Below are 23,560 nucleotides of genomic sequence, written 5' to 3' on the forward strand. Positions count from 1 at the left end.
GGTCGAGGTTCTGCTCGGCAATCCCGCGAAGGCCAAGGCGACCTTCGGATGGGAGGCCGAGACGAGCCTCGAGGCGCTGATCACCGAGATGGTCGACGCCGACCTCAAGCGCCTCACCGCAAACGCCTGAGCGGCCGGGCTCGCCGGAGGGGGCCCGAGGATCCATATGGCGCGCATCCGTACTCGGAGAGGCGCGCCGTGAAGACCTATCAGCTCTACATCGATGGGCAGTTCGTCGATCCGGTCGAAGGCTCGTGGTTCGAGTCCATCGACCCTTACCGCGGCGAGCCCTGGGCCCGGATCCCCCGTGCCGGGCGACCGGACGTCGACTTGGCGGTGGCCGCCGCCAAGCGCGCCATGTGGGACGGCCCCTGGGCCGCCATGACGGCCTCGGCCCGGGGCAAGGTTCTGCGCCGGATCGGTGACCTCGTGGAGCGCGACGCCAGGGCGCTGGCCGAGGTCGAGGTTCGCGACAACGGCAAGCTGTTCGCCGAGATGTACGGCCAGACCCGCTACCAGCCGGAATGGTGGTGGTATTATGCGGGGCTCGCCGACAAGGTCGAGGGCGCCCAGGTGCCGATCGACAAGCCCGAGACTTTCGCGTTCACCCGGCACGAGCCGGTGGGCGTGGTCGGAGCGCTGACCGCCTGGAACTCGCCGCTCCTGTTCGTCGCCTGGAAATGCGCGCCGGCTTTAGCGGCCGGCTGCGCGGTCGTGGTGAAGCCCTCCGAGTTCGCCTCCGCGAGCACGCTGGAATTCGCCCGCCTGACCAAGGAGGCCGGGCTGCCCGACGGCATGTTCAACGTCGTTACCGGCTTCGGCGGCGAGGCCGGGACCGCCATCGTCGAGCATCCGGACGTCGCCAAGATCACCTTCACGGGCTCCGACGTGACCGGCGCGAAGGTCTACGAAGCGGCCGCACGGCAGATCAAGCGCGTCTCCCTGGAGCTCGGCGGGAAGTCGCCCAACATCGTCTTCGCCGATGCCGACCTGAAGGCCGCTGCCGCGGGGGCGATCTCGGGCATCTTCGCGGCCACCGGGCAGACCTGCATCGCCGGCTCGCGCCTGCTGGTGCAGAACAGCATTCGTGAGGAATTCACCGAGCGTCTGGTCGAGCTCGCCCGCACCGCCAAGCTCGGCGATCCGATGCAGGCCGAAACCAACATCGGGCCGATCACGACCCCGCCCCAGTACACCAAGGTGCTCGACTACATCGCGCTCGCCAGGAGCGAGGGCGCGCGCTGCGTCTTCGGCGGCAATCCCGCCTCCGGTCCCGGCGTGCTCGGCGGCCAGTTCGTCGAGCCGACGATCTTCACGGGCGTCACCAACGACATGCGCATCGCCCAGGAGGAGGTCTTCGGCCCAGTCCTGTCGATCATCGGCTTCGAGGACGAGTCCGAGGCGCTGAAGGTCGGCAACGACGTGATCTACGGTCTCGCCGCCGGCGTCTGGACCCAGGATATCGGCCGCGCGATGCGCATGTCGAAGGGGCTGCGAGCCGGCACCGTCTGGGTGAACACCTATCGGGCGGTCAGCTACATGATGCCGTTCGGCGGAATGAAGCGCTCGGGCATCGGCCGCGAGAGCGGCATCGAGTCGATCCGCGAGTATCTGGAGACCAAGAGCGTCTGGATCTCCACAAGCCGCGACGCGCCGGAGAACCCCTTCGTCATGCGCTGAGCGCGCAGGCCGCGCCGCGGTCCGTCGCGGCGCGGCCCCTAATCCGGTGCCGATTGCGCGCGGTCCGGCGGCAGCGCGAGGGACGCCAGGATGAAACCCATGAAGAAGAGGAAGTACTGGTTGACCGACAGCTCCTCGAACATCAGCGACGGGATCAGGAACACCGCGCTGTAGGTCAAGAACGGCCCAAAGGCGGCAGGCGCCAGCAGGATCCGCCCGAGGCCGGCGATGAGCAGCAGCGCCGCGGCGATGCCGCTCTGGAGCGCCAGCGAGACGAAGCCGTTATGGGGCGTCACGAGGCCTGTCAGCGCCTGCAGTTCCTCCCGGCGGGCGACCTCGCCAACGCCGAACGGGTACGCGACGACGAGCTGGAGCGCGGTCACGCCGGACAGGAACCGCTCGTCGAAATTGCCCGTTACGTTGTGGTCCTCGGCGAAGCGCCGCTCGATCGCCTGGGACAGGGTTCCCGGCAGCGGGATCTCCCCGGTCAGCGCCCAGGCCACGAGCAGGAGGCCCAGGACACCGAAAACGGCCAGCACGGCAGGCGCCTTGAGGTTCCGCCGCATCATCAGGCCGAGGAACAGGAGCGGCATCAACAGGCCGGCGCGGTTGTTGGTGAACGGGAAGCTCGCCAAGAGGGCCGCGAAGTAGGCGAGATAGATGATTTTGAGGCGATAGCGCAGGCTGAGCAGCAGGGCCGCGGCCCCCGCCAGAGCGAAGACGTGTCCGGTCTCGTTGCCGGAGGCCCAGAGGCCGCCCTGTTTGTCTTGCACGAAGAGCTTCAGCTCCTCGTCGAGGCCGTCAGTGGGCACCGCGAGCCCGAAGCGCTCAAGCTGCATGCCGGAAGCGGCGAGCAGCAGCACCGCGAGGGAGGCGACCATGCCGGCGAGCAGGCCGACGCAGAACGCGGTCTCGACGCGCCGGTCGCGGAACATCACCAGCAGGATGAACGCCTGAACCACGTAGAGCAGCAGGACGAGGGTCAGGTAGACGTCGCCCGCCTGCTTGTGCGCCTTCAGCACGAGCGAGGCTGCGATCAGCGCCAGGATGCCGGCGAGGGGCGCGGCCTGCCGCACCGCCTCCGCGACGACTGCGCGGCGTAAGCCCAGCCAGGGAATGAGCAGGAACGGCAGCAGGTCGGACAGGCGCTGGAACGGCAGCCCGAAGGTCGAGGTCAGGACATTGAAGTTCAGGGCGGCGCCGAGCAGGAACACGGCGACGCGGTCCGCGAGCAGGGACGCGGCTGGCGCATTCGTTCCGATCGGTAACGCCTGTCCCGCCATCGTTCCGAACCGTCCCCGCGCACCCGCCGCCGATGAAGCTTCCGCCGGCCGCGGCCTTCGGCGGGCAGTGTCGCCCACAAAGGTTGGCGGAGGGTGCAGATCAGGCAGGGCGCCTCAGGAAGAGGCCGACGGCCGTGCGGAGCGTGCCGCGCATGAAGATCCAGGCGAGGCCCAGATAGGCCGCGATCCCGATTCCGACCGCCGCGAACAGGCCGACCCGGTCTCCGAGGGCAGCGTGGACCGGGCTCTGAACGACCAGCACCAGCCCGGCCATCGCTCCAGCGCAGAGCGTGATCGGCGCGAGGAGTTGGACGAGCCGCCCGTTCGTGACCGGGACGACGCGCCCGGCATTGGCGACGATCGCGGGCGTGAACAGGTAGGCTCGCACGACGTGCCCGGCGACCAGGGCGGCGAGGCCGAAGGGCGCGGTGACGAAGGCGGCGACCGCGCCGAGACCGAATTGTGCGCCCGCGAGCCGCAGGGCCGTGCCGTTGCGTCCCAGGGCCGTGAAGATCATCCACAGCATTGAGGTGGCGACGAATTCCGGGGCGAGGAGCGCCAGCGTCCGCAGCACCGGCGCCGCGTCGTGCCACTGGGCACCGAACAGGAACGGGATGAGGGTCGGTGCGACGGCCGCCATGCCGAAGAAGGCCGGCACGGCCAGGAACGCCGAGGCCTCGGTGAAGCCATGGAAGGCCGCGGCCAGCTCGCCCGGCCGGTCCTGGAGGCGCGCGTAGGTGGTCAGCCCGACCGTGGTCAGCGGGATGACCGCCACTTGGCTCACGAGGTCGATGCAGCGCCACGCGAGGCGCAGGTAGCCGACATCGGTGGCGGACAGGAAGTAGGCCGCGATCACCTCCTGGCTCCGGATCGAGGCGACGAGCAGCAGGTAGGTGCAGAACAGCCGCGAGCCGAACGCGATCTGCTCGCGCACGGAAGCGAGGTGCAGCCGCAGGGGCGGGATCCAGTGGGCCGCCGCCCAGGTCAGGAGCGTGGTCGCGGTCGCGGCGACGAGCCGCTGGACCACCAGGCTCCAGACGCCGTAGCCGTCGACGGCCAGCACGAGAGCCGCGGCCCCGCCGAGGATGTTGGCCCCGAGCGCACGCAGGGCGAGCTTGCGGAAGCCGAAGCTTCGCTGGAGCCGTGCCTCATGGATCGCGCCCGCGGCGGTGATCACGAAGCAGGCCGAGAGCGCGCAGAGGACCGGCTGCAGCGCCGGCAGGTCGAAGATCCAGGCGATCGGGCCGGCCAGGGCCACGAGGCCCAAGGCGCACAGGACGCCGGTGGCGAGCATCACCCAGAAGGCGGTGGCGGCGAAGTCCTCGTCGAGGTCGACGCGCTGGACCACCGCGTCGGGCAGGCCGCACCGGGCCACGATCTGCAGGATGTCGATGAAGACGGCGGCGATCGCCACCATCCCGAACTCGGCGGGCCCGATGAGGCGGGCGAGCACGAGGAACACCCCGAAGCTCAGGACGACGTTGCCCACGGAGGCGACCGCCACCCAGCGCGCGGCGTCGAACGAGCGGCGCGTCACTGCGGCGCCGGAGGCGAGCCCCGGCTCCTCTTCGGCGGCGGCGGCCTCCGACAGGACCGGCGCGGCGGCGCTCAAGGCCGAGACGCCCGACGCTCGGCGACGAGTTCGGCGTACAGATCGATGTACTTCTCGGCGACGCGCTCCGAGGTCGACTCGCGGATGACGTGCTGGAAGGTGCGCTCGTCGGGCAAGTCGCCGCGGCCGCGGGCGATCACGGTCCGCAGCCGCGCGGCGAGGTCCGCGTCGTCGCCCGGCGTGAACAGCCAGTCGGCGTTGTCCTCGCCGATCAGCTCGGGGATCCCGCCCGAGGCCGCCCCGATGACCGGAACGCCCATCGTGTAGGCCTCGTAGATCGTCCGCGGCGAGGGCTCGGCCCAGAAGGATGGGACGACGAGGACGTCGATGGCACTAAGGAAGTCGGCGGGCTTCGCCCAGCCGACGAACTCGATCGGCAGTCCCTCGGCCTGGGCCTTGAAGCGCTCGATCGAGTCGTCCATCGCGTGGCCGGCGACGAGGCAGCGCCACTCGCCGGGGCCGATCCGCCGGAAGGCGTCGATCATCGTGCCGACTCCCTTCTCGGTGTTGATCCGGCCGAGATAGCCAAAGGTCATCGGCTGGGCGGTACGGTCGATCCGGCGCCGAGCCTCCGGGTCGCCCTCGGGGACGGTGCAGGAATAGAAGATCACCCGGCGCCGCTCGGCTGCGAGATGCGCGAACAACCCGTGATCGACATGGGTCTTGAGAATCTCGGTCCCGACGCTGACGACGGCGTCCACCGACCGGTTGGTGATCTGCTTGGCGGCGTTCACCACCTTGCAGCCCAGGTGCCAGCGATCGCACGGCCTGCCGTCCTTGAACATCGCGGCATTGCCGCAGATCAGGTCATACTCGCAGACCGTGTGGACGATCGGGATCCCGCGCTTGGCCGCCTCGCGCCAGACCAGGGTTGAGACGTCGAGCAGCGAGTGCGTATTGACGACGTCGGGCTGGAAATCGTCGAGGACGCGACCGAACTCGGCCGCGACCGCAAAATTCCATTGCTGCTTGAGCTTGGCCCAGGCGCGGCCGAACCGGCTGGCCCTGGGCCAATCCTCCAGCCAGAAATCGTTGTGGTGCGCCATGCGGTAGACGGTGACGCCGCCGCGCACGCTCTTGGGCTCCGGCTCCCGGGCGATGCAGGCCGCCGCAACCGTATGGCCGGCCGCGACCAGCTCCTCGGCGAGATGCTCCACGGAGCGCTCGGCGCCGCCCACGATGTAGGGTGGGTAGAGGGCGCTGAGATGCAGGATCCGCAAGGGGCCAGTCACCGCGCACGCGGCTGCGGCGGCCCTCATCCGGTCCTGACCCTCTGAGCGCGGCTGGCCGGCCAGGGCGCGGGCATAGGTCGGCGACAGGGGTGGGTTCATCATGGACGGCACTCGCTGAGGTGCGGGCGCTCCGCCTGCGCGGAAAGCTCGGAAAGCGGTTCGAGGCGGGCCGCGTCGCGGGTCGCGGCGTAGAGGTCGAGATAGGCGGTCGCAACGGCGACCGGATCGGTGCCGGCGCGGATGCGGGCGGCGCGGGCGAGACCCTCGGCGAGGCGGGCCGGCTCCGCGACGATCCGCGCCATCGCGGCGGCAAGTGCCGGGGCATCGCCTGGCGGCACGAGCCATGGGCCGGGCCCGATCTGCTCCCCGATGCCGCCGGTCGCGGTTCCGATCACCGGGACGCCGCGCCCATAGGCCTCCGCAACCGTGCGGCCGAAAGGCTCGGGCCAGATCGGCGGGACCACGAGGCAGTCGAGGCTGTCGAGGAAGGCGTCGCGCTCCGTGTAGCCCGGGAAGGTCACGGGCAGGCCCTCGGCCAGGGCGCGGTAGCGGTCCAGCCCGTCAACGGCGCGGCCAGCGACCGCAAGCCGCCACCCTTCCACCGGAAGCCTCCGACAGGCCTCGAGGAGGATGTCGAAGCCCTTGGCCGGCTCGATCCGCCCCAGATAGCCGAACCGCACCGGCTTGAACGGCTGCCGCGGGCGCGGCGCCGTCGGCGGCCCGGGCGGGATCGGATTCCAGATCACCCGGCGCAGCGACGGCGGCACCGCGGTGAAGAAGCCGGCGTCGAGGTGGCTGTCGAGAATGTCAGAGCCCACGGCGGAAACCGCCGTCACCGCGCTCTGGCAGCGCCGATGGGATGCGCCGTATACGTGGCATTTGAGATGCTGGCCGGCGCAGGGCCGGCCGTGGCGCACCATCGCGCCGTTGGTGCAGAGGCTGGTGAAGTCGTGCAGCGTGTGCACGATCGGCACCCCGTGCCGCCGGAGCATCGGCCAGAGTGCCGGCGGCAGCTCGGAGATCGAATGCGTGTTCACGAGGTCGGGGGCGAAGTCCCGGACCGCCAGCGCCATCCGATCAAGGGCGTGGCGGTTCCACTGCGCGGCGAGCTTGTAGCGGAGGCGGTCGAGCCGGCCGCGCTGCGTCCAGTCGAGGATGTGAAACGGGGTTCCGTACCCAGTGCGGTAGACGGTGACGCCGTCCTGCAAGACCGGCTCGCATTCCGTCCGCGCGGCGCAGGCGACGGCGACGTCGTGTCCCAGCGCCGCCTGGGTCCGAGCAAGCGTCTCGACCATGAGTTCGGCGCCACCGACCTGCTCGGGCGGGTAGAGCGAATTAAGGTGCAGGATGCGCATGGGGCACCTCCTGGGCCGATCGCGCCGGTGCGCCGTCGTGCATCGCCTCGAGCAGCAGGCTCTCGTAGCGGCGGGCGGTCTCGGCCCAATCATACCGGCGGACATTGTCGCGGCCTCGCGCGATCAGCGAGGAGCGGAGGCCGGGCTCGTCGAGCAGCCGGCGTAGGCATGCGGTGAGCGCGGTGGCGTCGGCCGGATCGAAGGTTAGGGCGCCGGACCCGGCGATCTCGGGCGTCGCAGACCGGTCCGAGCAGATGACCGGGCAATCCAGCGCCTGTGCCTCCAGCACGGGCAGACAGAAGCCCTCGGCGAAGGACGGGACGCACAGGCACAGCGCCCCGCGGTAGAGGGCGGCAAGCTCTTTGTCGCCGATCCGCGACAGGCGCGTCAGCGGAACCGGAGCGCCGCCGAGGGCGGCGGCGATCGCCTCGTCGGGATCCTCGCCGACGTGGACGATCCCAAGTCCCGGGCGCCCGAGCCCCGCCACGGCCCGCGCGAGGGTCGCGAAGTTCTTGTTGTACAGGGCGTTACCGACCGCGAGCACGAAGGGCCCGGCAGGGATCCCGGCCGCGGGCGCCTCGACCGCGGGATCGAGCATCGCTGCGGACGGCACGGTGTGGGTGCGGCCGCGGAGCTGCGGGTAGAAATGTTCAAGGTCGCGCCGGGTCGCCTCCGACACGGCGATCACCCGAGCGCTGTTGCCGAGGACGAGCCGGAAGATCGGATCGGTGGTCAGGGCCTCGCGGGAGTGGAGGCGGTCGGCCAACGTACGGAAATAGAGGTCGTGGACGACGCTGACTCGCGCGCGACCGCCGAAGGCGGCGCCATAGGGATCGGCGTTCAGCACCACGTCGATGTGCTTGGCGCGGCACAGCCGTGGAATCGTGAGCATCTGGCCCAGGACGTCGAGCAGCATGACCCGCGGGCGTGGCACCGTGACGATCTCGATACGGTCTTGGATCTCTGCCGGCAGCTGATCGCGACTCCAGGGGGAGCGGAGCACGACCGAGAAGGTGCCGCGCGCGATCAGGCCGGCGATCACCCGGAAGGCGACGAGCGCGACGCCCGAAGGCCGACCGCCATACTGGCTCGGCATGTTAACGAGGACGCGCGGCATGGCGGCTCGGTTGGCTCCATTCGAGGTCGGGAGACCGTCGGCCCGTCAGGTGCGGCCGACCGTCTCGAGGATGAGATCGGCGAGGTCGTGCTGCATCCGGCTCGCGCCGTAGCGGGACAGCGCCCGCGCCCGCGCGCGATCGGTTCGTGCCGCGTAGGCATCCGGATTGCCGAGCAGCTCCGACAGGGCCGCCGCGAGGCGATCCGGACGCCGCGGCGGAACCAGGGTTCCAGTCGCTTCGCCGTCGAGGATCTCCGCCGAGGCGCCAGTATCTGTGGCGATTACCGGCACCCCGGCGAGCATCGCCTCGACGAGGGTGCGTCCGAACGGCTCCGGATCGACCGAGGGATGCACGACCACGTCGACCGCCTGCATCAGCCGGGGCACATCGTCCCGCTGGCCGAGGAACAGGACGCGGTCCGACAATCCGCGCGCCGCCGCAAGGTCACGCAGATGCACCGCGTAGGAATCCTCGCCGAACAGTGGCGCGCCGACGACGATGCAGCGCAGGCCGGGCAGCGTTCCCAGGGCGTCGATCAGTACGTCCTGCCCCTTCCAGGGCGCGATGCGGCTGAACACCCCGACGAGGGGGCCCGCCGGCAGGCCCAGTTCCGCGCGCAGAGACGCTGCCGGGCGGCGATCGCGCTCGAGGTCAAGGCCGTTCGGAACTACGCGGACCAGGGATCGGCGTCCGCCGGCCGAAACGAACGCCCGTGCGGCTGCCTCCGACGGTACGATCACCCGGGCGGCGCTGAGATTGGCGAGGCGCACCTGCAGAATGCGCTGCGCCCGGCCGAAATGCGCGCTGTCGAGGATGTCGTGCAGGTGCCAAATCACGGGGCGACTGACTGCGCGCGCGGCGAGGGCCGACAGGAGGAAGGCCTTCTGCGAGTTGGCGTAGACGACATCACAGCGGCGCGCCGCCCGTGCGATCTCCACCATCAGGGCGCCGAGCCGGCCGAGCAGCGGCAGGGCGCTCAGGGGAGAGGCATCTCGCCGGAGCGCTGTCAGGGCCGTCCGGCGATGGGCGAGGCGGATCTCCAGTCCCTGGCCGCGCAGCGTCTCCGCGAGGGGGCCGTCTTCGAACAAGAAGGCCGTCGAGCCGGTCCAGGGCTGAACCGCGTCGCGCAGCACCAGCTCCGCCCCCGACATGGTGCCAGTGTGACTGACAAACAGAACGCGGGGGCGCGCGGCGCGCCCGGACGGCGCGGACCGCGCCCGGCCGATGGGATCACACTCGGAGAGCGCGTCGTCGGGAAGAACCTCGGTCATCTGGCGCTCGCGGCCGTGCGCGGATTGGCCAGCGGCATGACATCGTAGGTCGATTGGGTGCCCGGCCGGACCATCGTCATCGCGATGCCCAGCACGGTACCCCCAGCCCGGCGCAGGTTCGCCACGGTCTCCACGGTGTCGGAGAGCTGCGAGCGACCGTAGCGCGCACAGCAGAGCACGCCGTCAACGTGACGGGCGAGCATCGGCGCGTCCATCAGCAGGCTTGTCGGCGGCGTGTCGAGGAGGACGAGGTCGTAGCGGCGACTCCACTGCAGGAACTCCGCCATCCGGTCGCTCATCAGAAGCTCAGTCGAATCCGCGGTGGGCGTCCCCGCCGGAATGACGTCGAAGCGCCCGGCCGCGACTACGGCCTCAGCCGGATCGATCTCGCCGCGGAGCACGCCGCCGAGCCCCGGCCCGCGGCCGAGCCCCAGCGAGGCCTCGAAGTTTGGGCGCCGCAGGTCGCATTCAACCACGAGGACCCGCCGACCAATCGCTGCGCCGATGCCGGCGAGCGCGAAGGCCGTGAACGACTTGCCCTCCCGCGGCTTCCCCGAGGTCACAAGGATGATGCGGGATTTGCCGGCGCCTGCTAGCACGAGATGGGCGTGCAGGTTGCGCAGGACGTTCTGCATCACTGGATCGACCCGCGCCCGCGCCAACGCCTCCGCGAGGTCGAGTTCGCGCTGACGCTCGGAGAAGCGTCCGACGAGGCCGGCCGGCTCGAGGCTCGGCAGCTGCGCGAAGACCGGAGCACCGGTACCGGCCATGAGCTGCGCGGAATTGCGCACCCGCCGATCGGTGTAGTCCCGAAGCAGCGCCGCGGCCGCGGCCAGCACGCCCGCGAGCACGATGCCGCCCGCTAGGAACGGCACCGCTTTGGGTGAGAACGGCTCCTGTGGTACCTCGGCAAGGCTGACCAGCCGCGTGCTGCCGGTAAGGATCCGCCGCTCGGTCTCCAGCTCACCCGCCCGCTTCACCAGATCGGCGTAGCGGGTGCGCTTGATTTCGGCATTGCGCACCATGCCCTCGATCGACGCCTCGTCGTCCATGGCGGCGGCGGCCTCGGTCTTCGCGGTTTCGAGCTGCGCGCGCAGCGACTTGGCGAGGGCGTTCGACGCCTCGTAGGACTTGCGCAAGCCCTTCGCGACGTTGCCGACCTCCTGCTCGATGCGCGCGCGAAGGCTCGCCTGCTCGGTCTCGAGCGCCCGGATGACCGGGTGATTCGCACCCAGCAGGGTGCTCTGGTTGGCGAGCTGCGCGCTGACGCCGCTGAGCTGCTGCTTCAGAGATACGACGGTCTGGCTTGCCAGAACCGCCGGGGCGCTATCGGCACCGCGGGCACCCTTGCTCTCGATCTCGCCGAGGCGCGCGGCGGCGTCCGCCTTGGCCGTCTCGGCGGCCGCAAGCTGCTGGCTGATGCTGGTCAGCCGCTCGGCGCTGATCGGGGCCGTCGAACCCTTCAGGAGACCCTTGCGCCGCCGGAAGGTCTGGATCCGGGTGTCATCCGCGCGGATCGAGGCGTCCAGCTGGCTGATCTCGGTGTGAAGCCAGTCGGCGGCCGCCTTGCGGCTCGAAGCCTGGGTCTCCCGCTGATCATCGAGGAAGGCGTTGATCAGGCCGTTGGCCATCGTCTGCGCCGTCTCGGGCAGCGGCGACTTGTAGCCGATGGTGATGATACGCGAGCGGCCGGAGCTGAGGACCGAGTAGCGCTTCTGCAGATACTCGACGAGGGCGTTGCGATCCGTCGTGAGCTTCGTGCAGGCGGCTTCCTTCTTGGCACTGATCTGGTCCGGATGCCCGCTCGTGGCCGCGTAGCGGCACTCGGCCATGACGGAAGTGGTCAGGCCCTCGTCGATCGCGAGGCGGAGCAACCGGGGCGAGCGGATTACGAGGATCTGGCTCTCGATGTCGGCCGGGTCGCCGATCTTCTGGATCCAGGCCATGGAGGCATTGTTGGCGCCCGGTTCGGCCTCGGCGACGATCACTGAGCCGCTCGCCACGTATTGCGGCTGGATCATCAGCAGCGCCGTGACCACGAGGCCGAGAATCGTGGCGAACACCGCCGCGAACAGGTAGCGCCGATGCCAGATCCGAGCGAGTGAGGCGGCCAGTGGATTGCCGCGCGCCGGCTCCTGGGCGAGGGCGCGGACGGGCGTTCGATCGGCCAGATCGACAGTCAGGAAGGACATGCGGACCGCCCTCAGCCGACGGCTTCGAGGCGCGGCAGGATCCGCGGGCGCGTTTCGCAGGCGGCCCGGTGCAGAACGAGCTGCTCATCGACGAAGTTCGCGAACCGGCTCCGGAACAGGTCGGCCGAGAACAGCTCCGCCTGCGCCCAACAGGCCTCTCGGGTGAAATTGCTCTGCTGTTGCAAAAACCGGCGCACGCAATCGGCGATGGCCTGCGGCTCGGGCTTATCAAAGAACATTCCTGTGCGCTGCGGGCCCCGTATCTGAACCGTCTCCCGGGCGCCGCCGCGGCCCAGCGCGAGGACCGGCGTGCCCTCCGACGTGGCTTCGACCACAATGATCCCGAAATCCTCCTCGGCCGCGAAAATGAAGGCACGCGCCGTGGCCATGAGATGGCGCAGCTCCGCGTCCGGGACGAAGCCCGCGAATGACACGTTCGGTCCCGCGATTTCGCGCAGCCGCGCCGCGTCGGGGCCGGAGCCTGCAACCACGAGTTCGAGGTCGGGCAGCAGGGCGAAGGCGCGGATGACGGCCTCGACGTTCTTGTAGGGTACGAGCCGGCTTGCCACGAGGAAGTGGTTGCCGCGTGGTCCGTCGAAGCGCTGGTTCGGCAGGGTGATCGGCGGATGGATGACCTCTGCGGTCCGGCCGTAGACCTTGTGGATGCGCCGGGCGACAAAGGCAGAATTGGCCACGATCGCGTTCGGACCGGCCGATGTACGGAAATCCCAGACCCGCATCCGGTGGAGGATGAGCCGGGCGAGCAGGCTCTTGATCCCCGTCTCGCAGCCACTCTCCCGCAGGTAGGTGTGCTGCATGTCCCAGGCGTAGCGCATGGGCGAGTGGATATAGGAGACGTGGAGCTGGTCCGGCCCGGTCAGGACGCCCTTGGCCACGGCGTAGCTGCTGGAGATGACGAGATCATAGGCTGATAGATCGAACTGCTCGATCGCGATCGGCATCAATGGCAAGTAGTTGCGATGCCGCGTCCGCGCGAAGGGCAGGTGCTGGATGAAGCTCGTCTGCGCCTGCCTGTATCCCAGCTTTGCCCGGTCTGCCGCCGGCAGGAAGTCGAAGAGCGCGTAGACATCGGCGTCGGGATAGATCCGCAGCAGCTGCTCAAGGACACGCTCGGCGCCGCCGACGATATACAACCAGTCGTGGACAATTGCGACACGCATCACAGCTTCCTCGTCGGTGCGCCGGACGCTGGAAGAATGAATTCCGCCCTGCGGGTCTCACCTGCGGCAGTGAGCAAAGGCACACCCGAGAGGGTAGTAGAGACACCACGTGTAAAAAAGGGGTCACCACGTGAATATCAATCAAAAATGGTGGGCAATGACGAGAATAATAGCGCGTGTAAACTTAATATTCATAAAAAATTAACGTTAAGAAGTGGGGTCCGCCGCTGGCGCGATCAGACGCTTCTCAGAACGGCTCCATCCGCGTCGCAGGTTACGAGACGATCGGAGCGGGCAGGGGGGGAGGAAACGCCCGCCGGTCGAGCCGGCGTCGCAGGGCAGCGATCACCGGGGTTTCGACATAGCGGAACAGCAACTCTCCGGCAGCCACAGCGGCCGGGAACGCGACCGCGAAGATCAGGGCTGCCCGTCCGAACCCGGGGGCCACCAAGGTTGTCGCGACCTTGGCGGCACTGTGCAGCAGAAGGTTGTGGATCAGGTAGAACGAGTAGCTCGCATTCCCCTGGGAGAGCAGCCACCGCGAGTGCAGCGCGATACCGCCCTGCTCCAGTAGTAGCAGCGCGCCAACCACTAGGACGGCCGCGGTGCCCCAGACCAGCGGGCGGACGAAACCTGACAATTCGGGCTCGATGCCGAGGGCGTAGGACCCGAACTGACCGCCGAGGACGAGCAGCGCCGCCATCGCCAGGGCCGCACCAGCCGCACGCCGGACCGGGAAGGCCGCGGGCGGTGCGCCGAGGCGCAGATAGGCGTAGCCCAGCCCGATGCCGGCGGCGAACTCAATGACGATGGGCTTCGTGTAATACGCCCAGTAGAGGCTGGAATTCGGCAGACATCCGAGCAGGATCAGCGCGAGGAAGATTGCGGTCCCGCCGAGTGCCCGAAAGGCGGGCTTCGGCACCAGCAGCAGGCCTGCGAACACCATGTAGAAGAACATCTCGTAGTTGAGCGTCCATCCGACGGAATTCAGCGGCTCGATATAGCCGCCTCGGGAAAACGGCAGGAACAGCAGCGACTGGATCAGATAATCTGGCCGGACCTCCATGATCCCAATGGGCTTCAGGCCGGTCAGAGCGATGAGCGCCAAGCCGATCGTGACCAGCCAGTAGACCGGGACGACGCGCGAAGCCCGACGGAGCAGGAATCCACCGGGACTCTCGTGGCGCCCGCTGGTGCTCACGAACATGATGAAGCCGGACAGCACGAAGAACACGTCGACGCCGCAGGCGCCGAAGGCCAGGAGATCGGGGCGCGGCAGGACCGGTCCGATGTACAGGCCGTAATGTGTGAGGAAGACCAGGTACGACGCGACGGCACGCAGAATTTGCAGGTTGTAGATCATCGCGCGCCGGCTGATGGCTGGGCCTCCACCCGGAACGAGCGAAGCCCCGCCCTTATGACCGAGGTGACCCCACAACGTCACGATAAGTTCGGAATCGTCCTAAATGGCGCGGCCTCCGGAAACCACATTACCCGCCGAGGTTACACGAGTGGGTTACCTCACCCGCAAGTTCCCTGAAAAGTACGATCACGAAATCGAGGCTGGAAAGTGATCGTAAAGGTCGCGGCGGAGACTATAGCGACTTGGCTCTGCGCGACTTCTGTTTGCGCGACGGGTCACTTTTCGACGCGGCCAGCAAACCGCCATTTACTATTAATCGATGGATAATTTGACGGCGCGCCGATTCGTTCAATAGCGTCACGATCACTGGTATCAGGAGTTCCGCCTTGAACATCGCTCAAGATATCCGAGAGATTCTCGGCTCGAACGAGGCCTTCGCCGGAAAGGCCGATCGGCTCTCCGAGGATGACAGCCTGTTCGATCTCGGGCTGGATTCGTTCGGTTCGGTGCAGTTGATGCTAGCGCTCGAGGAGCGCTTCAACATCGAGTTTCCCGACGAGCTCCTGAATCGCAAGTCTTTTTCGACGATCCGCGCGATCCGTGAGGCCGTCTCCACCCTGATCCAGCAGGAAGCCGCATGAGCACGATTGCCGCACGCGCAGAGCGGGCGGCCGCGGTGGCGGCGCGCCACGCCGACACCGTCGATCGCGAAGGCCGCTTCCCCGAAGAGGCGGTGGCCGCGATGAAGGCCGAGCGTCTCCTCGGCCTTCAGATCCCGGGGCAGTTCGGCGGCGAGGGCGCCGGCCTCACACAGATCGCCGAGCTGTGCAGCACCCTCGGGCAGGCCTGCAGCGCGGCCGCGATGGTGTTCGCGATGCACCACATCAAGGTGTCAAGCCTCGTGACCCACGGCCTCGACAGCCGGTGGCACGGCCACCTCATGGAGCGGATCGCACGCGAGCAGCTTCTGGTCGCATCCTCGACCACCGAGGCCGGCATCGGCGGCGACCTGCGCAACAGCCTCTGCGCCGTGGAGACGACCGGGGATTTTTTCGCCCTGGGCAAGGATGCGTCGGTCATTTCCTACGGCGCCCAGGCTGATCTGATTCTCGCCACCGCCCGCCGGCATCCGGATTCCGCGACCTCCGATCAGGTCCTCGTTGCGTTGATGGCCGATCAGATTTCCCTCGTCCGCACGGGCGACTGGGATACCCTCGGCATGCGGGGAACCTGCAGCGACGGCTTCCGTCTAGAGGCTCGCAACGTCCCGCTCGAGCAGATTCTGCCGAAGCCCTTTGCGGAGATCGCCGCCCAGTCGATGTTGGCCTCCTCGCACCTGCTGTGGAGCAGCGTCTGGTACGGGATCGCGACCTACGCGCTGGACCGCGCCCGCGCGTTCGTGCAAGCCGACGCGCGGCGCCGGCCCGGACAGGTCCCGCCCACGGCCCTGCGGCTGGCCGAGCTCTCCAACGCGCACCAAGCCATGCGCGGCACCATCGTATCGGCTCTGCGCCGCTTCGAGGATGCGCACGGGGACGCCGACACGATCGGCTCCGTCGGCTTCTGCGTGATGCTCAACAACCTGAAGGTCACCGTTTCGGACATGGCGGTCGATATCGTGCGGGGCGCCCTCGCGATCGTCGGCCTTGCCGGGTACCGGAACGACACGCCCTTCAGCCTGGGACGGCCGCTGCGCGACGTCCTCTCCGCACCGCTGATGATCGGCAACGATCGCATCCTCGCCAACACCGCCAAGCTCCTGCTCGTGCAGAAGGGCAGCGGCCAGCTCATGAGTGCGTGATGGAATCGCTCTCCTCTCTCCCTGGCGACGCCCTGCTCGACGACGAGCCGGCCGGTGCCCCGACCTTCCTCGACCGCCTGTTCGACTACGGGCTGCTGGTACGGACCGGCGTCGACGGCCTCTACGGTCGCAGCGGCGGCTTCGAGAGCGTCGTCGACGCTCTCGACCGTATAATCACGCGCCTCGGCGCCGCCGAGGGGGCCGAGGTGCTGCGCTTCCCGCCCGCCATGAGCCGGCCGGCCTTCGAGCGCAGCGGTTACCTGAAGGGCTTTCCGAACCTCGCCGGAACCGTCCACAGCTTCTGTGGCGATGCGCGCGGCCATGCCGAAATCCTCGCCTGCCTCGAGACCGGGACTGACTGGACGGCCCAGCAGGAGGCGACCGACATCGTCCTGACACCCGCGGCCTGCTACCCTGTCTACCCGGTCGCCGCAGCTCGAGGGGCGCTGCCCGCCGAAGGCCTGCTGTTCGACCTGCAATCCTACTGCTTCCGCCGCGAGCCGTCGCTCGAGCCGACCCGGATGCAGCTTTTCCGGATGCGCGAATACGTGCGCATGGGCAGTCCCGAGCAGGTTCTCGCGTTCCGCGAATCCTGGCTCGAACGCGGCACGGCCATGATGCGCGGCCTCGGGCTCCCGCTCGCCATCGACGCGGCCAACGATCCGTTCTTTGGACGCGCCGGCCGGATGTTGGCCAACAACCAGCGGGCGCAGGGCCTGAAGTTCGAGCTGAACGTTCCGGTCAACAGCGTCGACGAGCCGACGGCCTGTCTCAGCTTCAATTATCACCAGGACCATTTCGGCAGCACCTGGGCGCTGCGTCAGGCGGATGGCGAAGTCGCCCACACGGCCTGCGTGGGCTTCGGCCTTGAGCGCATCACCCTCGCGCTCCTGCGTCACCATGGGCTCGATCTCGCCACCTGGCCTGACGCCGTGCGCGCCGAGCTGTGGGGCTGAAATGGTGACCGCCACCCTGCGCCGGCCGGAGGGTCTCGGAGCGCCGGAACCCTACGTCCCGCATCCGCTCCACGAGTCCAGCCGGGACTGGCCGGAGACGAATTGCTACGTCGACCTCTGGATCGAACTCCTTCACGGGCGGGGCCTCGCGCCGGAGGCGATGCTGGGCTTCACCCTCCGGCAGGATTTCGAGGGCGACCAGTTCACCTTCTTCAAGCCGCCGCCCGGCGATCTCGAGCGGCTTTACGGGCTCGAGGTACTGGAACTGGCGGTCTATGGGGGCCTTGAGGCACACGCCGTGCTGCAGGCGGAGGCTGGCCGGCCGGTGCTGGTCGAGGTCGATGCGATCCATCTGCCTGATACGCAGGGGACCACCTACGGGCGGGAGCACGCCAAGACCACGATCGGCATCCTGGCCCTCGACCCGTCGACGCAACAACTCGATTACATTCACAATGCCGGGCGCTTCCGGCTTTCGGGAGCGGATTATGCCGGCATTTTCGGGGCCGTGACATTGCCGCCCTACGCCGAGTTCGTGAAGGCGATCGCCGCGCCCCTCAACTCCGCGGAGCTGCCGGCCGCGGCCCGCGATCTGCTTGCCCGGCATCGCGCCCGGGCGCCGCGCCGCAATCCCGTCCTGGCCTTCCGCGACGCCCTGGCAGCGGCCGCCGGTGATCTGGTCGTGCGGCCCCTCAGCGTGTTTCACGCCTACGCCTTCAACACGACGCGCCAGCTCGGCGCCAATTTTGAGATGCTCGCCAGTCATCTCACCTGGCTCGAGGCCCGGGATGCCGGCGGGTTCGCCGCCGCCGCGGCGGCGGCCGCGGACCTGAGTCGCGAGGCCAAGGCCTTCCAGTTCCAGCTCGCCCGCGCCTTTCACCGCCGCTCCGCGGAAGGTCTGGCACCACGCCTCGACCGCCTCGCTGCGACCTACGACCGCGTCTTCGCGGGACTCGACCGCGCGCTGGACCGCTGAGAGGCGATGGCCCGCATCCGCATCGTCGACGACCGCGTGCCGGAGGTCCGGTGCGGTCCCTGGCAACTGGCCGTGACACCGCCGGGCGCCTGCTCGGGTCCCGGCGACCTCGACGGGGTGACCGATTGGATCTCAGCGACCGTTCCGGGCACCGCCGCCGCCGCCCTGCGGGCGGCCGGGCGCTGGAGCGAGGCTGCGCCGGAGCCGATTCACGATCGCGACGTCTGGTACCGGAGTCGCATCGCCGGCCCGGGCCCGGTCCGGCTTCGATTCGAAGGGCTCGCCACCCTTGCGGAAATCTGGCTCGACGGCGTGCCGATCCTCTGCGCCTGCTCGATGTTCGAGGTGCACGCCGTTGAAGTCGAACTCGGAGCCGCATCCGACCTGGCGCTCTGTTTCCGCGGGCTCAAAGGGGAACTCGATCATCCGGCCAAGCGGGGGCGTTGGCGCCCGCGGATGATCACGCCAGGCTCGCTGCGCCACCTGCGCACGAGCGTCCTCGGCTTCATGCCGGGCTGGTGCCCCGAGATCGACCTCGTCGGTCCGTTCCGCCCGCTGACGATCGAGCCGATCCGCCCCCGCCTGGAGGTCGCCGGTATGCGCGCGGTCCTCGACGGCGATATCGGCCGCCTGACCGTGCGCCTGCGGATAGACGGGAAGACGGACTCCGCCATCCTCCGGTGCGGCGACCGCGAAGCGTCGCTCGCCGAGGTCGAGCCAGGCCTGTTCGCGGGCGAACTGGTGCTGCCCGGAATCGCGCCCTGGTGGCCGCATACCCACGGGATTCCGAACCTTCACCCGGCCGAGCTGCGCATCGACGGCACGCGCGTCGATCTGGGCCGCGTCGGCTTCCGCGCCCTGTCGCTCACCCGGCCCTTCGAAGACGGCCTGTCGCTGGCCGTGAACGGCGTGCCGGTGTTCTGCCGGGGCGCCAACTGGACGCCGCCCGATCTCGTCGGACTGGGGTCGGAGGGAACCCGCGGGCTGCTCAGCCTCGTCCGTGAGGCCGGCATGAACATGCTGCGCGTCCCCGGTACGACGCTCTATCCGGCCTCGGACTTCTACGATCTCTGCGACGAACTGGGCATCCTGGTCTGGCAGGATCTGATGCTCGCCAACTTCGATTACCCGCACGACGATCCGGCCTTCGCGGCCGGCCTCGACCGCGAGCTGACGGGGTTCCTCGATCGGACGCAGACTGCGCCGTCGCTCTGCGTGCTCTGCGGCGGTAGCGAGGTCTGGCAGCAGGCGGCGATGCTCGGCGCGCCCCGTGCCGTCTGGGCCGACGCCTTCTGCGCGACGATCCTGCCGGCGCGCGTGGCGGCGATGCGCCCCGATCTTATCGTCGTGCCGAACTCGCCGTCGGGCGGGGACCTGCCGTTTTCGCCGCGCGGCGGCTGCACCCATTATTTCGGTGTCGGGGCCTACCGACGGCCCCTGGAGGACGCCCGCCGGGCCGAGGTCGGCTTTGCCAGCGAGTGCCTCGCCTTCGCCAATCCGCCCGATCCCGGCACGCCGGGTCCGACTGGGCCGGCCGATCCGCTGTGGCCGGCCGGCATCCCCCGGGATCGTGGCGCCGATTGGGACTTCGAGACAGTGCGCGATCATTATGTCGGCCAGTTGTACGGCGTCGATCCGGCTGTGCTGCGTGCCGACGATCCGGACCGCTACCTCGAACTCGGCCGCGCCGCGGTGGGCGAGGTCATGGAGGCGACGTTCGCGGAGTGGCGCCGTCCGCGCTCGCCGACGGCCGGTGGCCTCGTCCTGTTCCTTCGTGATCTCGGACCCGGAGCGGGCTGGGGCGTCATCGACTGGACGATGCGCCCGAAATCGGCGTGGTACGCGCTGAAGCGGGCCTTCCGCCCTGTCCAAGTTCTCCTCACAGACGAGGGCCTGGACGGCCTGCATGTCCACGTCCTCAACGACACGGCGGCGGCGCAGACGCTGACCTTGACGCTGGCCCTGTCCGATTGCGGGGGCCGGGTCGCGGCGCGGGCCGAGCGCGACCTTGTCGCCGGCCCGCGGGCCGCCATCACGCTCTCCTCCGGCGCGCTGCTCGGCCGTTTCTTCGACACCACCGACACCTACCGGTTCGGCCCGCGCGTTCACGACCTCGCCCATGCGCAGCTGAGCGACGCGGACGGGCGCGTGATCGCCGAAAGCTTTTATTTCCCCGGCCTGCGGCCGCTGGACCGCGAGGTCATCGGGCTCCGGGCCGAGCCGGTCGCGACCGAGGACGGCCCGGGTCTGCGGATCAGCACCGAGCGCTTCGCCTGCAGTGTCCAGGTCCAGGCCGTGGGGGCCCGACCGGCCGATAGCGGCTTCCATCTCGCGCCGGGAACCAGTCGGATCATCGCGTTTGCCGGTCCCGCTCAGCCTCCGCGCGGGAGCGTGCGGGCGATCAACAGCAGCGAGATCGTGGAATTCGGTCATGACGGTTGAAGTCGGTTCAGACGCGGCAGTGCCGGTGACGTTCGAGGGCCTGTTCGGGTGGTTGCATCCGGCTGCCGGAGAGCGCGGTGTTGTCCTCTGCGGGGCTTGCGGTTTCGAGCAGATGGCCGCGCATCGGCCCTGGCGCGCGTTGGCCGAGGGTCTCGCCGGAGCCGGCTGCCCGACGCTGCGCTTCGACTATCCGGGGGAGGGCAATTCAGCCGATTCCGGAGAAAAGCGGGTGGCGGCTTGCGTCGCGGCGATCCGGCAGGCCATCCGTTTCCTTCGTGCGACAGCCGGCGTGACGGAGATCCTTCTCGTCGGCCTACGCCTCGGCGCGACCTTCGCGACCCTGGCCGCGCAGAACGAGGCCGTGGAAGGCCTGGTGCTGCTGGCGCCCGTCTCGACCGGGCGCGCTTACCTGCGCGAGATGCGGCTGCGGGCGCAAACCATCGGACGGCTGCCGGACGGGTCGTCCCCGCCGCAGGAACCGGACAGCCTCAGCGTGGGCGGTTTCCGGATGGAGTCGGCCTTCCTCGCAGACCTCGCCGACGTGAATCTGGTGCGTCTCGAGCGGGCGCCAGCCGGTCGCGTGCTGCTCCTCGCACAGGAGACCCGGATTTTATCGGCGCGCCTCGAAGCCCTCGGCTGCGAAGTTACGACGGGGCCGCTCCCGGGTCTTGCCGCACTCGTCAGCGATCCGATCTTCTCCGAGGTCCCGGCAGCGGATTTCGCCCGCGTCACCGGCTTCGCGACCCAGGGTGTCCCGGGCGGCCGGCCGCTGAGCGGTGGGTCACCCCTCGGCGCCATAGGTTCTGCCCGCCTCACGGGCTTGGGTTGGGAGGAGGAGCCGGTCCGGTTCGCCCGGGGCCTGTTCGGCATCCGGTGCCGGCCCCACCGAGCTGACGCGACGGCGCCCACGATCCTGTTCGTGTCCACCGGGATGAGCGTGCATTCCGGCTGGGGGCGCCAGACCACCGATCTTGCCCGGCGTCTCGCCGCGGACGGGATCGGTTCGTTCCGGTTCGATCAGCGTGGCATCGGCGACAGCGTCGACCGGCCGGACCGGAGCAAGCCGCTCTTCGCGGCGGACGGGTTCGCCGATGTGCTCTCGGCCATCGATCAGATCGCCGACACGGGCGGTCCGATCCTGCTCGTCGGCGGCTGCAGCGGCGCCTATGCGGCCTTCCACGCCCTCTGCCGAGACAGCCGGGTCGACGGGGCGCTCCTGCTCAACCTCTACTGCTTCGACTGGGATCCGGATCAAAACCTCGACCAAGTGATCCGGCAAACCTTCGGGAGTGCATCCACCTACGCGGCCCTGCTCAAGCGGGGCGCGACGTGGCGCCGACTGATCCACGGCGAGATCCGGATCGGCGCGATCGCCGCGGTCCTGGCCCAGCGTGGGATCGAGACCGCGTTCCGTCGGATGCGGCGGGCCGTGCGCCACGGCCCGCCGGGTGGCTCGCCAGCCCGGCGGATCGCTGCCCTCCGCCGCCGCGGCGCCGAGATCCGCCTGCTCTACAGCGCGGGCGATCCCGGTCTCTCGGCTCTGCGCCGTCAGCTGGGGTCCTCGCCCGGGAGAGCCGACCGGCGCCTCGGCGCGCCGGTGACCGTGGTGCCCGGTGTGGACCACAATTTCGGGTCCGGCGCCGCCCAGGCCCGGGTCGCCGAGGCGCTGCACGAACTCATGCGGGCCGTGAAACGGTCCAAGTCGACGCGCTCTGGCACGACGGTGTCCGCCACGCCCGGCGGCGTTCTGACCCTGGCGGGTCGGACGTGACCCGGCTCACGCGCCGATCGGCCCTCGTCCTGACGGCGGGCGCCCTCGCGGCGGGTCGTGCCGCCGCGGCCGAGCCGCTGCATCGCTGCGAGGACCTGATCGACTCGATCGGCGTCAACGTGCATCTCGGCCATCGCGGCAGCCCCTATGTCGAGCGCTTCGCGGCCTGTGCTGAAGCCCTCGACGATCTCGGCATTCGCCACCTGCGCGACGATATCATACTCACCGGCGACGAGCCGGCAGGACAATTCGAGCGGATCGTGGATCTGGCGGACCGGGGCTACCGGTTCAGCCTGATTTTCTATGATGGGCTCACGCCGGGGCCGCGTGTGCCCCCGGAGCGCTTCGCCGAGATCGCCGGCTGGGCCGGCGGCGGGCTCCTCGTCGCGGAAGGCGGCAACGAGCCTCCTGTGGCCGCGCGTCCGGGTCTTCCGCGCCTCTCAGCCGATCACCAAGCGGCTTTGTACCGCGCGGTTCGGGCGGATAGCCGGGCCAGGTCCGTGCGGGTTGCCGGCCCGAGCTACATTCAGGGCAACATCGCGGCCGCGCAGAACCTCGCCACGGTGGTCGACCTCGCCAACATCCACGCCTATCCTGGCGCGGAGCACCCGGAAACCGATGGTGCCGGCAGCCTCGCCCGGTTCGCCGCCGCCGCCCATCCGGTCTTCGGCGACGCGCCGGTGATCGCCACCGAGAATGGCTATCACACGGCGCTGTCCACCAGCAGCGCCCATCTGCCAATCTCGGCCGGTCTGCGCGCCCGCTACCTGCCGCGGCTGCTGCTCTGGAGCTATCTGCATGGGGTGCGGCGAACCTACCTATACGAGTTGATCTCCAGCTTTGATCGGGGGGACACGGACCCGGAGAGCCATTTCGGGCTCCTCGCCTACGATGGCCGCCCGACGCCCGCCTTCGCGGCGGTACGCAACCTCATCCGGCTGTTCGGTACGCCCGCCGGCGAGATCGCCGCCGTCCCGGCCGATCGCGACGTCACGCTCACCGGCGCCATACCCGACCTCGTCCACGCGCGGTTCGCGCGCCAGGACGGGGCGACGCTGATCCCGATCTGGCTCGGCCTCGACGGCTGGGATCGGCGCAGCCGGGCTCCAAGGCCGGATGCCCCGGCGCGGCGTGTAGAGATCGGGCTGTCGCGGCAGCCGCGGCGGATCCGCCTGCATCGCTTCACCGACGACGGGTCGGTGAGCGTCGAGACGCTTTCTCCCGAAAGGCGGGTGCCGATCCCTGTGACGGACCGCCTCGGAATCGTCGAGCTGACTTAGTTCGCCATCTGCCGGAGCGGGCGCCGACTCGATCAAGGCCCGAAACG

General features: G+C 69.3%; 17 protein-coding genes and 1 pseudogene. 9 read left to right on the plus strand and 9 right to left on the minus strand.

Going from position 1 to position 23,560, the window contains the following annotated elements; translation table 11 throughout:
• Positions 1-130 (plus strand): annotated as a pseudogene (locus CIW48_RS33815) (GDP-mannose 4,6-dehydratase); the annotation flags it as partial.
• 68 nt (positions 131-198) lie between these two features.
• Positions 199-1,680 carry an aldehyde dehydrogenase gene (locus tag CIW48_RS05330; protein ID WP_149309745.1) on the plus strand — a complete coding sequence of 494 codons (1,482 nt, stop codon included), beginning with the start codon at positions 199-201 and terminating at the stop codon, positions 1,678-1,680.
• Between the two features lie 38 nt (positions 1,681-1,718).
• Here the strand turns inward: CIW48_RS05330 and CIW48_RS05335 are convergent, their stop codons facing one another.
• From CIW48_RS05335 to CIW48_RS05375, 9 genes are all read right to left on the minus strand, one after another.
• A complete protein-coding gene (locus tag CIW48_RS05335) occupies positions 1,719-2,963 on the minus strand; it encodes a hypothetical protein (RefSeq protein WP_149309747.1) in 1,245 nt (414 codons plus the stop codon).
• Positions 2,964-3,063: 100 nt separating this feature from the next.
• The gene (locus tag CIW48_RS05340) at positions 3,064-4,575 is read right to left on the minus strand and encodes a lipopolysaccharide biosynthesis protein (protein WP_149309749.1); all 1,512 of its coding nucleotides are present in this window, start codon (positions 4,573-4,575) and stop codon (positions 3,064-3,066) included.
• Positions 4,572-5,795: a glycosyltransferase family 4 protein gene (locus tag CIW48_RS05345; protein ID WP_173009197.1), complete on the minus strand. Its 1,224-nt coding sequence runs from the start codon at positions 5,793-5,795 to the stop codon at positions 4,572-4,574. Before CIW48_RS05345 ends, CIW48_RS05340 begins: the two co-directional genes overlap by 4 nt.
• A 110-nt stretch (positions 5,796-5,905) precedes the next feature.
• Positions 5,906-7,162, minus strand: a complete 1,257-nt coding sequence (locus CIW48_RS05350; RefSeq protein ID WP_149309754.1) for a glycosyltransferase family 4 protein — start codon at positions 7,160-7,162, stop codon at positions 5,906-5,908.
• On the minus strand, positions 7,143-8,279 hold the full coding sequence (locus CIW48_RS05355) for a glycosyltransferase family 1 protein (protein WP_149309756.1): 1,137 nt from the start codon (positions 8,277-8,279) through the stop codon (positions 7,143-7,145). The genes CIW48_RS05350 and CIW48_RS05355 overlap by 20 nt, the downstream gene beginning before the upstream one ends.
• Positions 8,280-8,324: 45 nt before the next feature.
• The gene (locus CIW48_RS05360) at positions 8,325-9,551 is read right to left on the minus strand and encodes a glycosyltransferase family 4 protein (protein ID WP_149309758.1); all 1,227 of its coding nucleotides are present in this window, start codon (positions 9,549-9,551) and stop codon (positions 8,325-8,327) included.
• Positions 9,548-11,743, minus strand: a complete 2,196-nt coding sequence (locus CIW48_RS05365; protein WP_149309760.1) for a lipopolysaccharide biosynthesis protein — start codon at positions 11,741-11,743, stop codon at positions 9,548-9,550. Before CIW48_RS05365 ends, CIW48_RS05360 begins: the two co-directional genes overlap by 4 nt.
• 11 nt (positions 11,744-11,754) lie before the next feature.
• Positions 11,755-12,924 carry a glycosyltransferase gene (locus CIW48_RS05370; protein ID WP_149309762.1) on the minus strand — a complete coding sequence of 390 codons (1,170 nt, stop codon included), beginning with the start codon at positions 12,922-12,924 and terminating at the stop codon, positions 11,755-11,757.
• A 274-nt stretch (positions 12,925-13,198) separates the two neighbouring features.
• Positions 13,199-14,287, minus strand: coding sequence for an acyltransferase (locus tag CIW48_RS05375; RefSeq protein WP_149309764.1), 1,089 nt, complete (start codon positions 14,285-14,287; stop codon positions 13,199-13,201).
• A gap of 392 nt (positions 14,288-14,679) precedes the next feature.
• Here CIW48_RS05375 and CIW48_RS05380 point away from each other — a divergent pair, with 392 nt between their 5' ends.
• Genes CIW48_RS05380 through CIW48_RS05410 form a run of 7 tightly spaced genes read left to right on the plus strand, consistent with a single transcriptional unit; the run spans position 14,680 to position 23,513 of the window.
• The gene (locus tag CIW48_RS05380) at positions 14,680-14,928 is read left to right on the plus strand and encodes an acyl carrier protein (protein ID WP_173009198.1); all 249 of its coding nucleotides are present in this window, start codon (positions 14,680-14,682) and stop codon (positions 14,926-14,928) included.
• Positions 14,925-16,088 (plus strand): acyl-CoA dehydrogenase family protein, encoded by a 1,164-nt coding sequence (locus CIW48_RS05385; protein ID WP_149309768.1) that lies wholly within the window; start codon positions 14,925-14,927, stop codon positions 16,086-16,088. The genes CIW48_RS05380 and CIW48_RS05385 overlap by 4 nt, the downstream gene beginning before the upstream one ends.
• On the plus strand, positions 16,088-17,044 hold the full coding sequence (locus CIW48_RS05390; protein ID WP_246695128.1) for an amino acid--[acyl-carrier-protein] ligase: 957 nt from the start codon (positions 16,088-16,090) through the stop codon (positions 17,042-17,044). The genes CIW48_RS05385 and CIW48_RS05390 overlap by 1 nt, the downstream gene beginning before the upstream one ends.
• 1 nt (position 17,045) lies before the next feature.
• Entirely contained in the window at positions 17,046-18,020 is a 975-nt protein-coding gene (locus CIW48_RS05395) for a DUF1839 family protein (RefSeq protein ID WP_246695129.1), read from the plus strand.
• Between the two features lie 6 nt (positions 18,021-18,026).
• The gene (locus CIW48_RS05400) at positions 18,027-20,462 is read left to right on the plus strand and encodes a glycoside hydrolase family 2 protein (protein WP_149309772.1); all 2,436 of its coding nucleotides are present in this window, start codon (positions 18,027-18,029) and stop codon (positions 20,460-20,462) included.
• Complete coding sequence (locus tag CIW48_RS05405) at positions 20,452-22,233, plus strand: alpha/beta fold hydrolase (RefSeq protein WP_149309775.1); 1,782 nt, start codon at positions 20,452-20,454, stop codon at positions 22,231-22,233. Before CIW48_RS05400 ends, CIW48_RS05405 begins: the two co-directional genes overlap by 11 nt.
• Complete coding sequence (locus tag CIW48_RS05410) at positions 22,230-23,513, plus strand: hypothetical protein (protein WP_149309777.1); 1,284 nt, start codon at positions 22,230-22,232, stop codon at positions 23,511-23,513. The genes CIW48_RS05405 and CIW48_RS05410 overlap by 4 nt, the downstream gene beginning before the upstream one ends.
• The last annotated feature ends 47 nt before the right edge of the window (positions 23,514-23,560 follow it).

The sequence above is a fragment of the Methylobacterium sp. P1-11 genome, assembly GCF_008329595.1.
Taxonomy (GTDB): domain Bacteria; phylum Pseudomonadota; class Alphaproteobacteria; order Rhizobiales; family Beijerinckiaceae; genus Methylobacterium.

Bases quoted from the DNA above. Each gene is read 5' to 3' on its own strand.
- CIW48_RS05335 (WP_149309747.1), bottom strand. From the start codon at position 2,963: ATGGCGGGACAGGCGTTACCGATCGGAACGAATGCGCCAGCCGCGTCC.
- CIW48_RS05350 (WP_149309754.1), bottom strand. From the start codon at position 7,162: ATGCGCATCCTGCACCTTAATTCGCTCTACCCGCCCGAGCAGGTCGGT.
- CIW48_RS05355 (WP_149309756.1), bottom strand. From the start codon at position 8,279: ATGCCGCGCGTCCTCGTTAACATGCCGAGCCAGTATGGCGGTCGGCCT.
- CIW48_RS05360 (WP_149309758.1), bottom strand. From the start codon at position 9,551: ATGACCGAGGTTCTTCCCGACGACGCGCTCTCCGAGTGTGATCCCATC.
- CIW48_RS05365 (WP_149309760.1), bottom strand. From the start codon at position 11,743: ATGTCCTTCCTGACTGTCGATCTGGCCGATCGAACGCCCGTCCGCGCC.
- CIW48_RS05370 (WP_149309762.1), bottom strand. From the start codon at position 12,924: ATGCGTGTCGCAATTGTCCACGACTGGTTGTATATCGTCGGCGGCGCC.
- CIW48_RS05375 (WP_149309764.1), bottom strand. From the start codon at position 14,287: ATGATCTACAACCTGCAAATTCTGCGTGCCGTCGCGTCGTACCTGGTC.
- CIW48_RS05385 (WP_149309768.1), top strand. From the start codon at position 14,925: ATGAGCACGATTGCCGCACGCGCAGAGCGGGCGGCCGCGGTGGCGGCG.
- CIW48_RS05390 (WP_246695128.1), top strand. From the start codon at position 16,088: ATGGAATCGCTCTCCTCTCTCCCTGGCGACGCCCTGCTCGACGACGAG.
- CIW48_RS05395 (WP_246695129.1), top strand. From the start codon at position 17,046: ATGGTGACCGCCACCCTGCGCCGGCCGGAGGGTCTCGGAGCGCCGGAA.
- CIW48_RS05400 (WP_149309772.1), top strand. From the start codon at position 18,027: ATGGCCCGCATCCGCATCGTCGACGACCGCGTGCCGGAGGTCCGGTGC.
- CIW48_RS05405 (WP_149309775.1), top strand. From the start codon at position 20,452: ATGACGGTTGAAGTCGGTTCAGACGCGGCAGTGCCGGTGACGTTCGAG.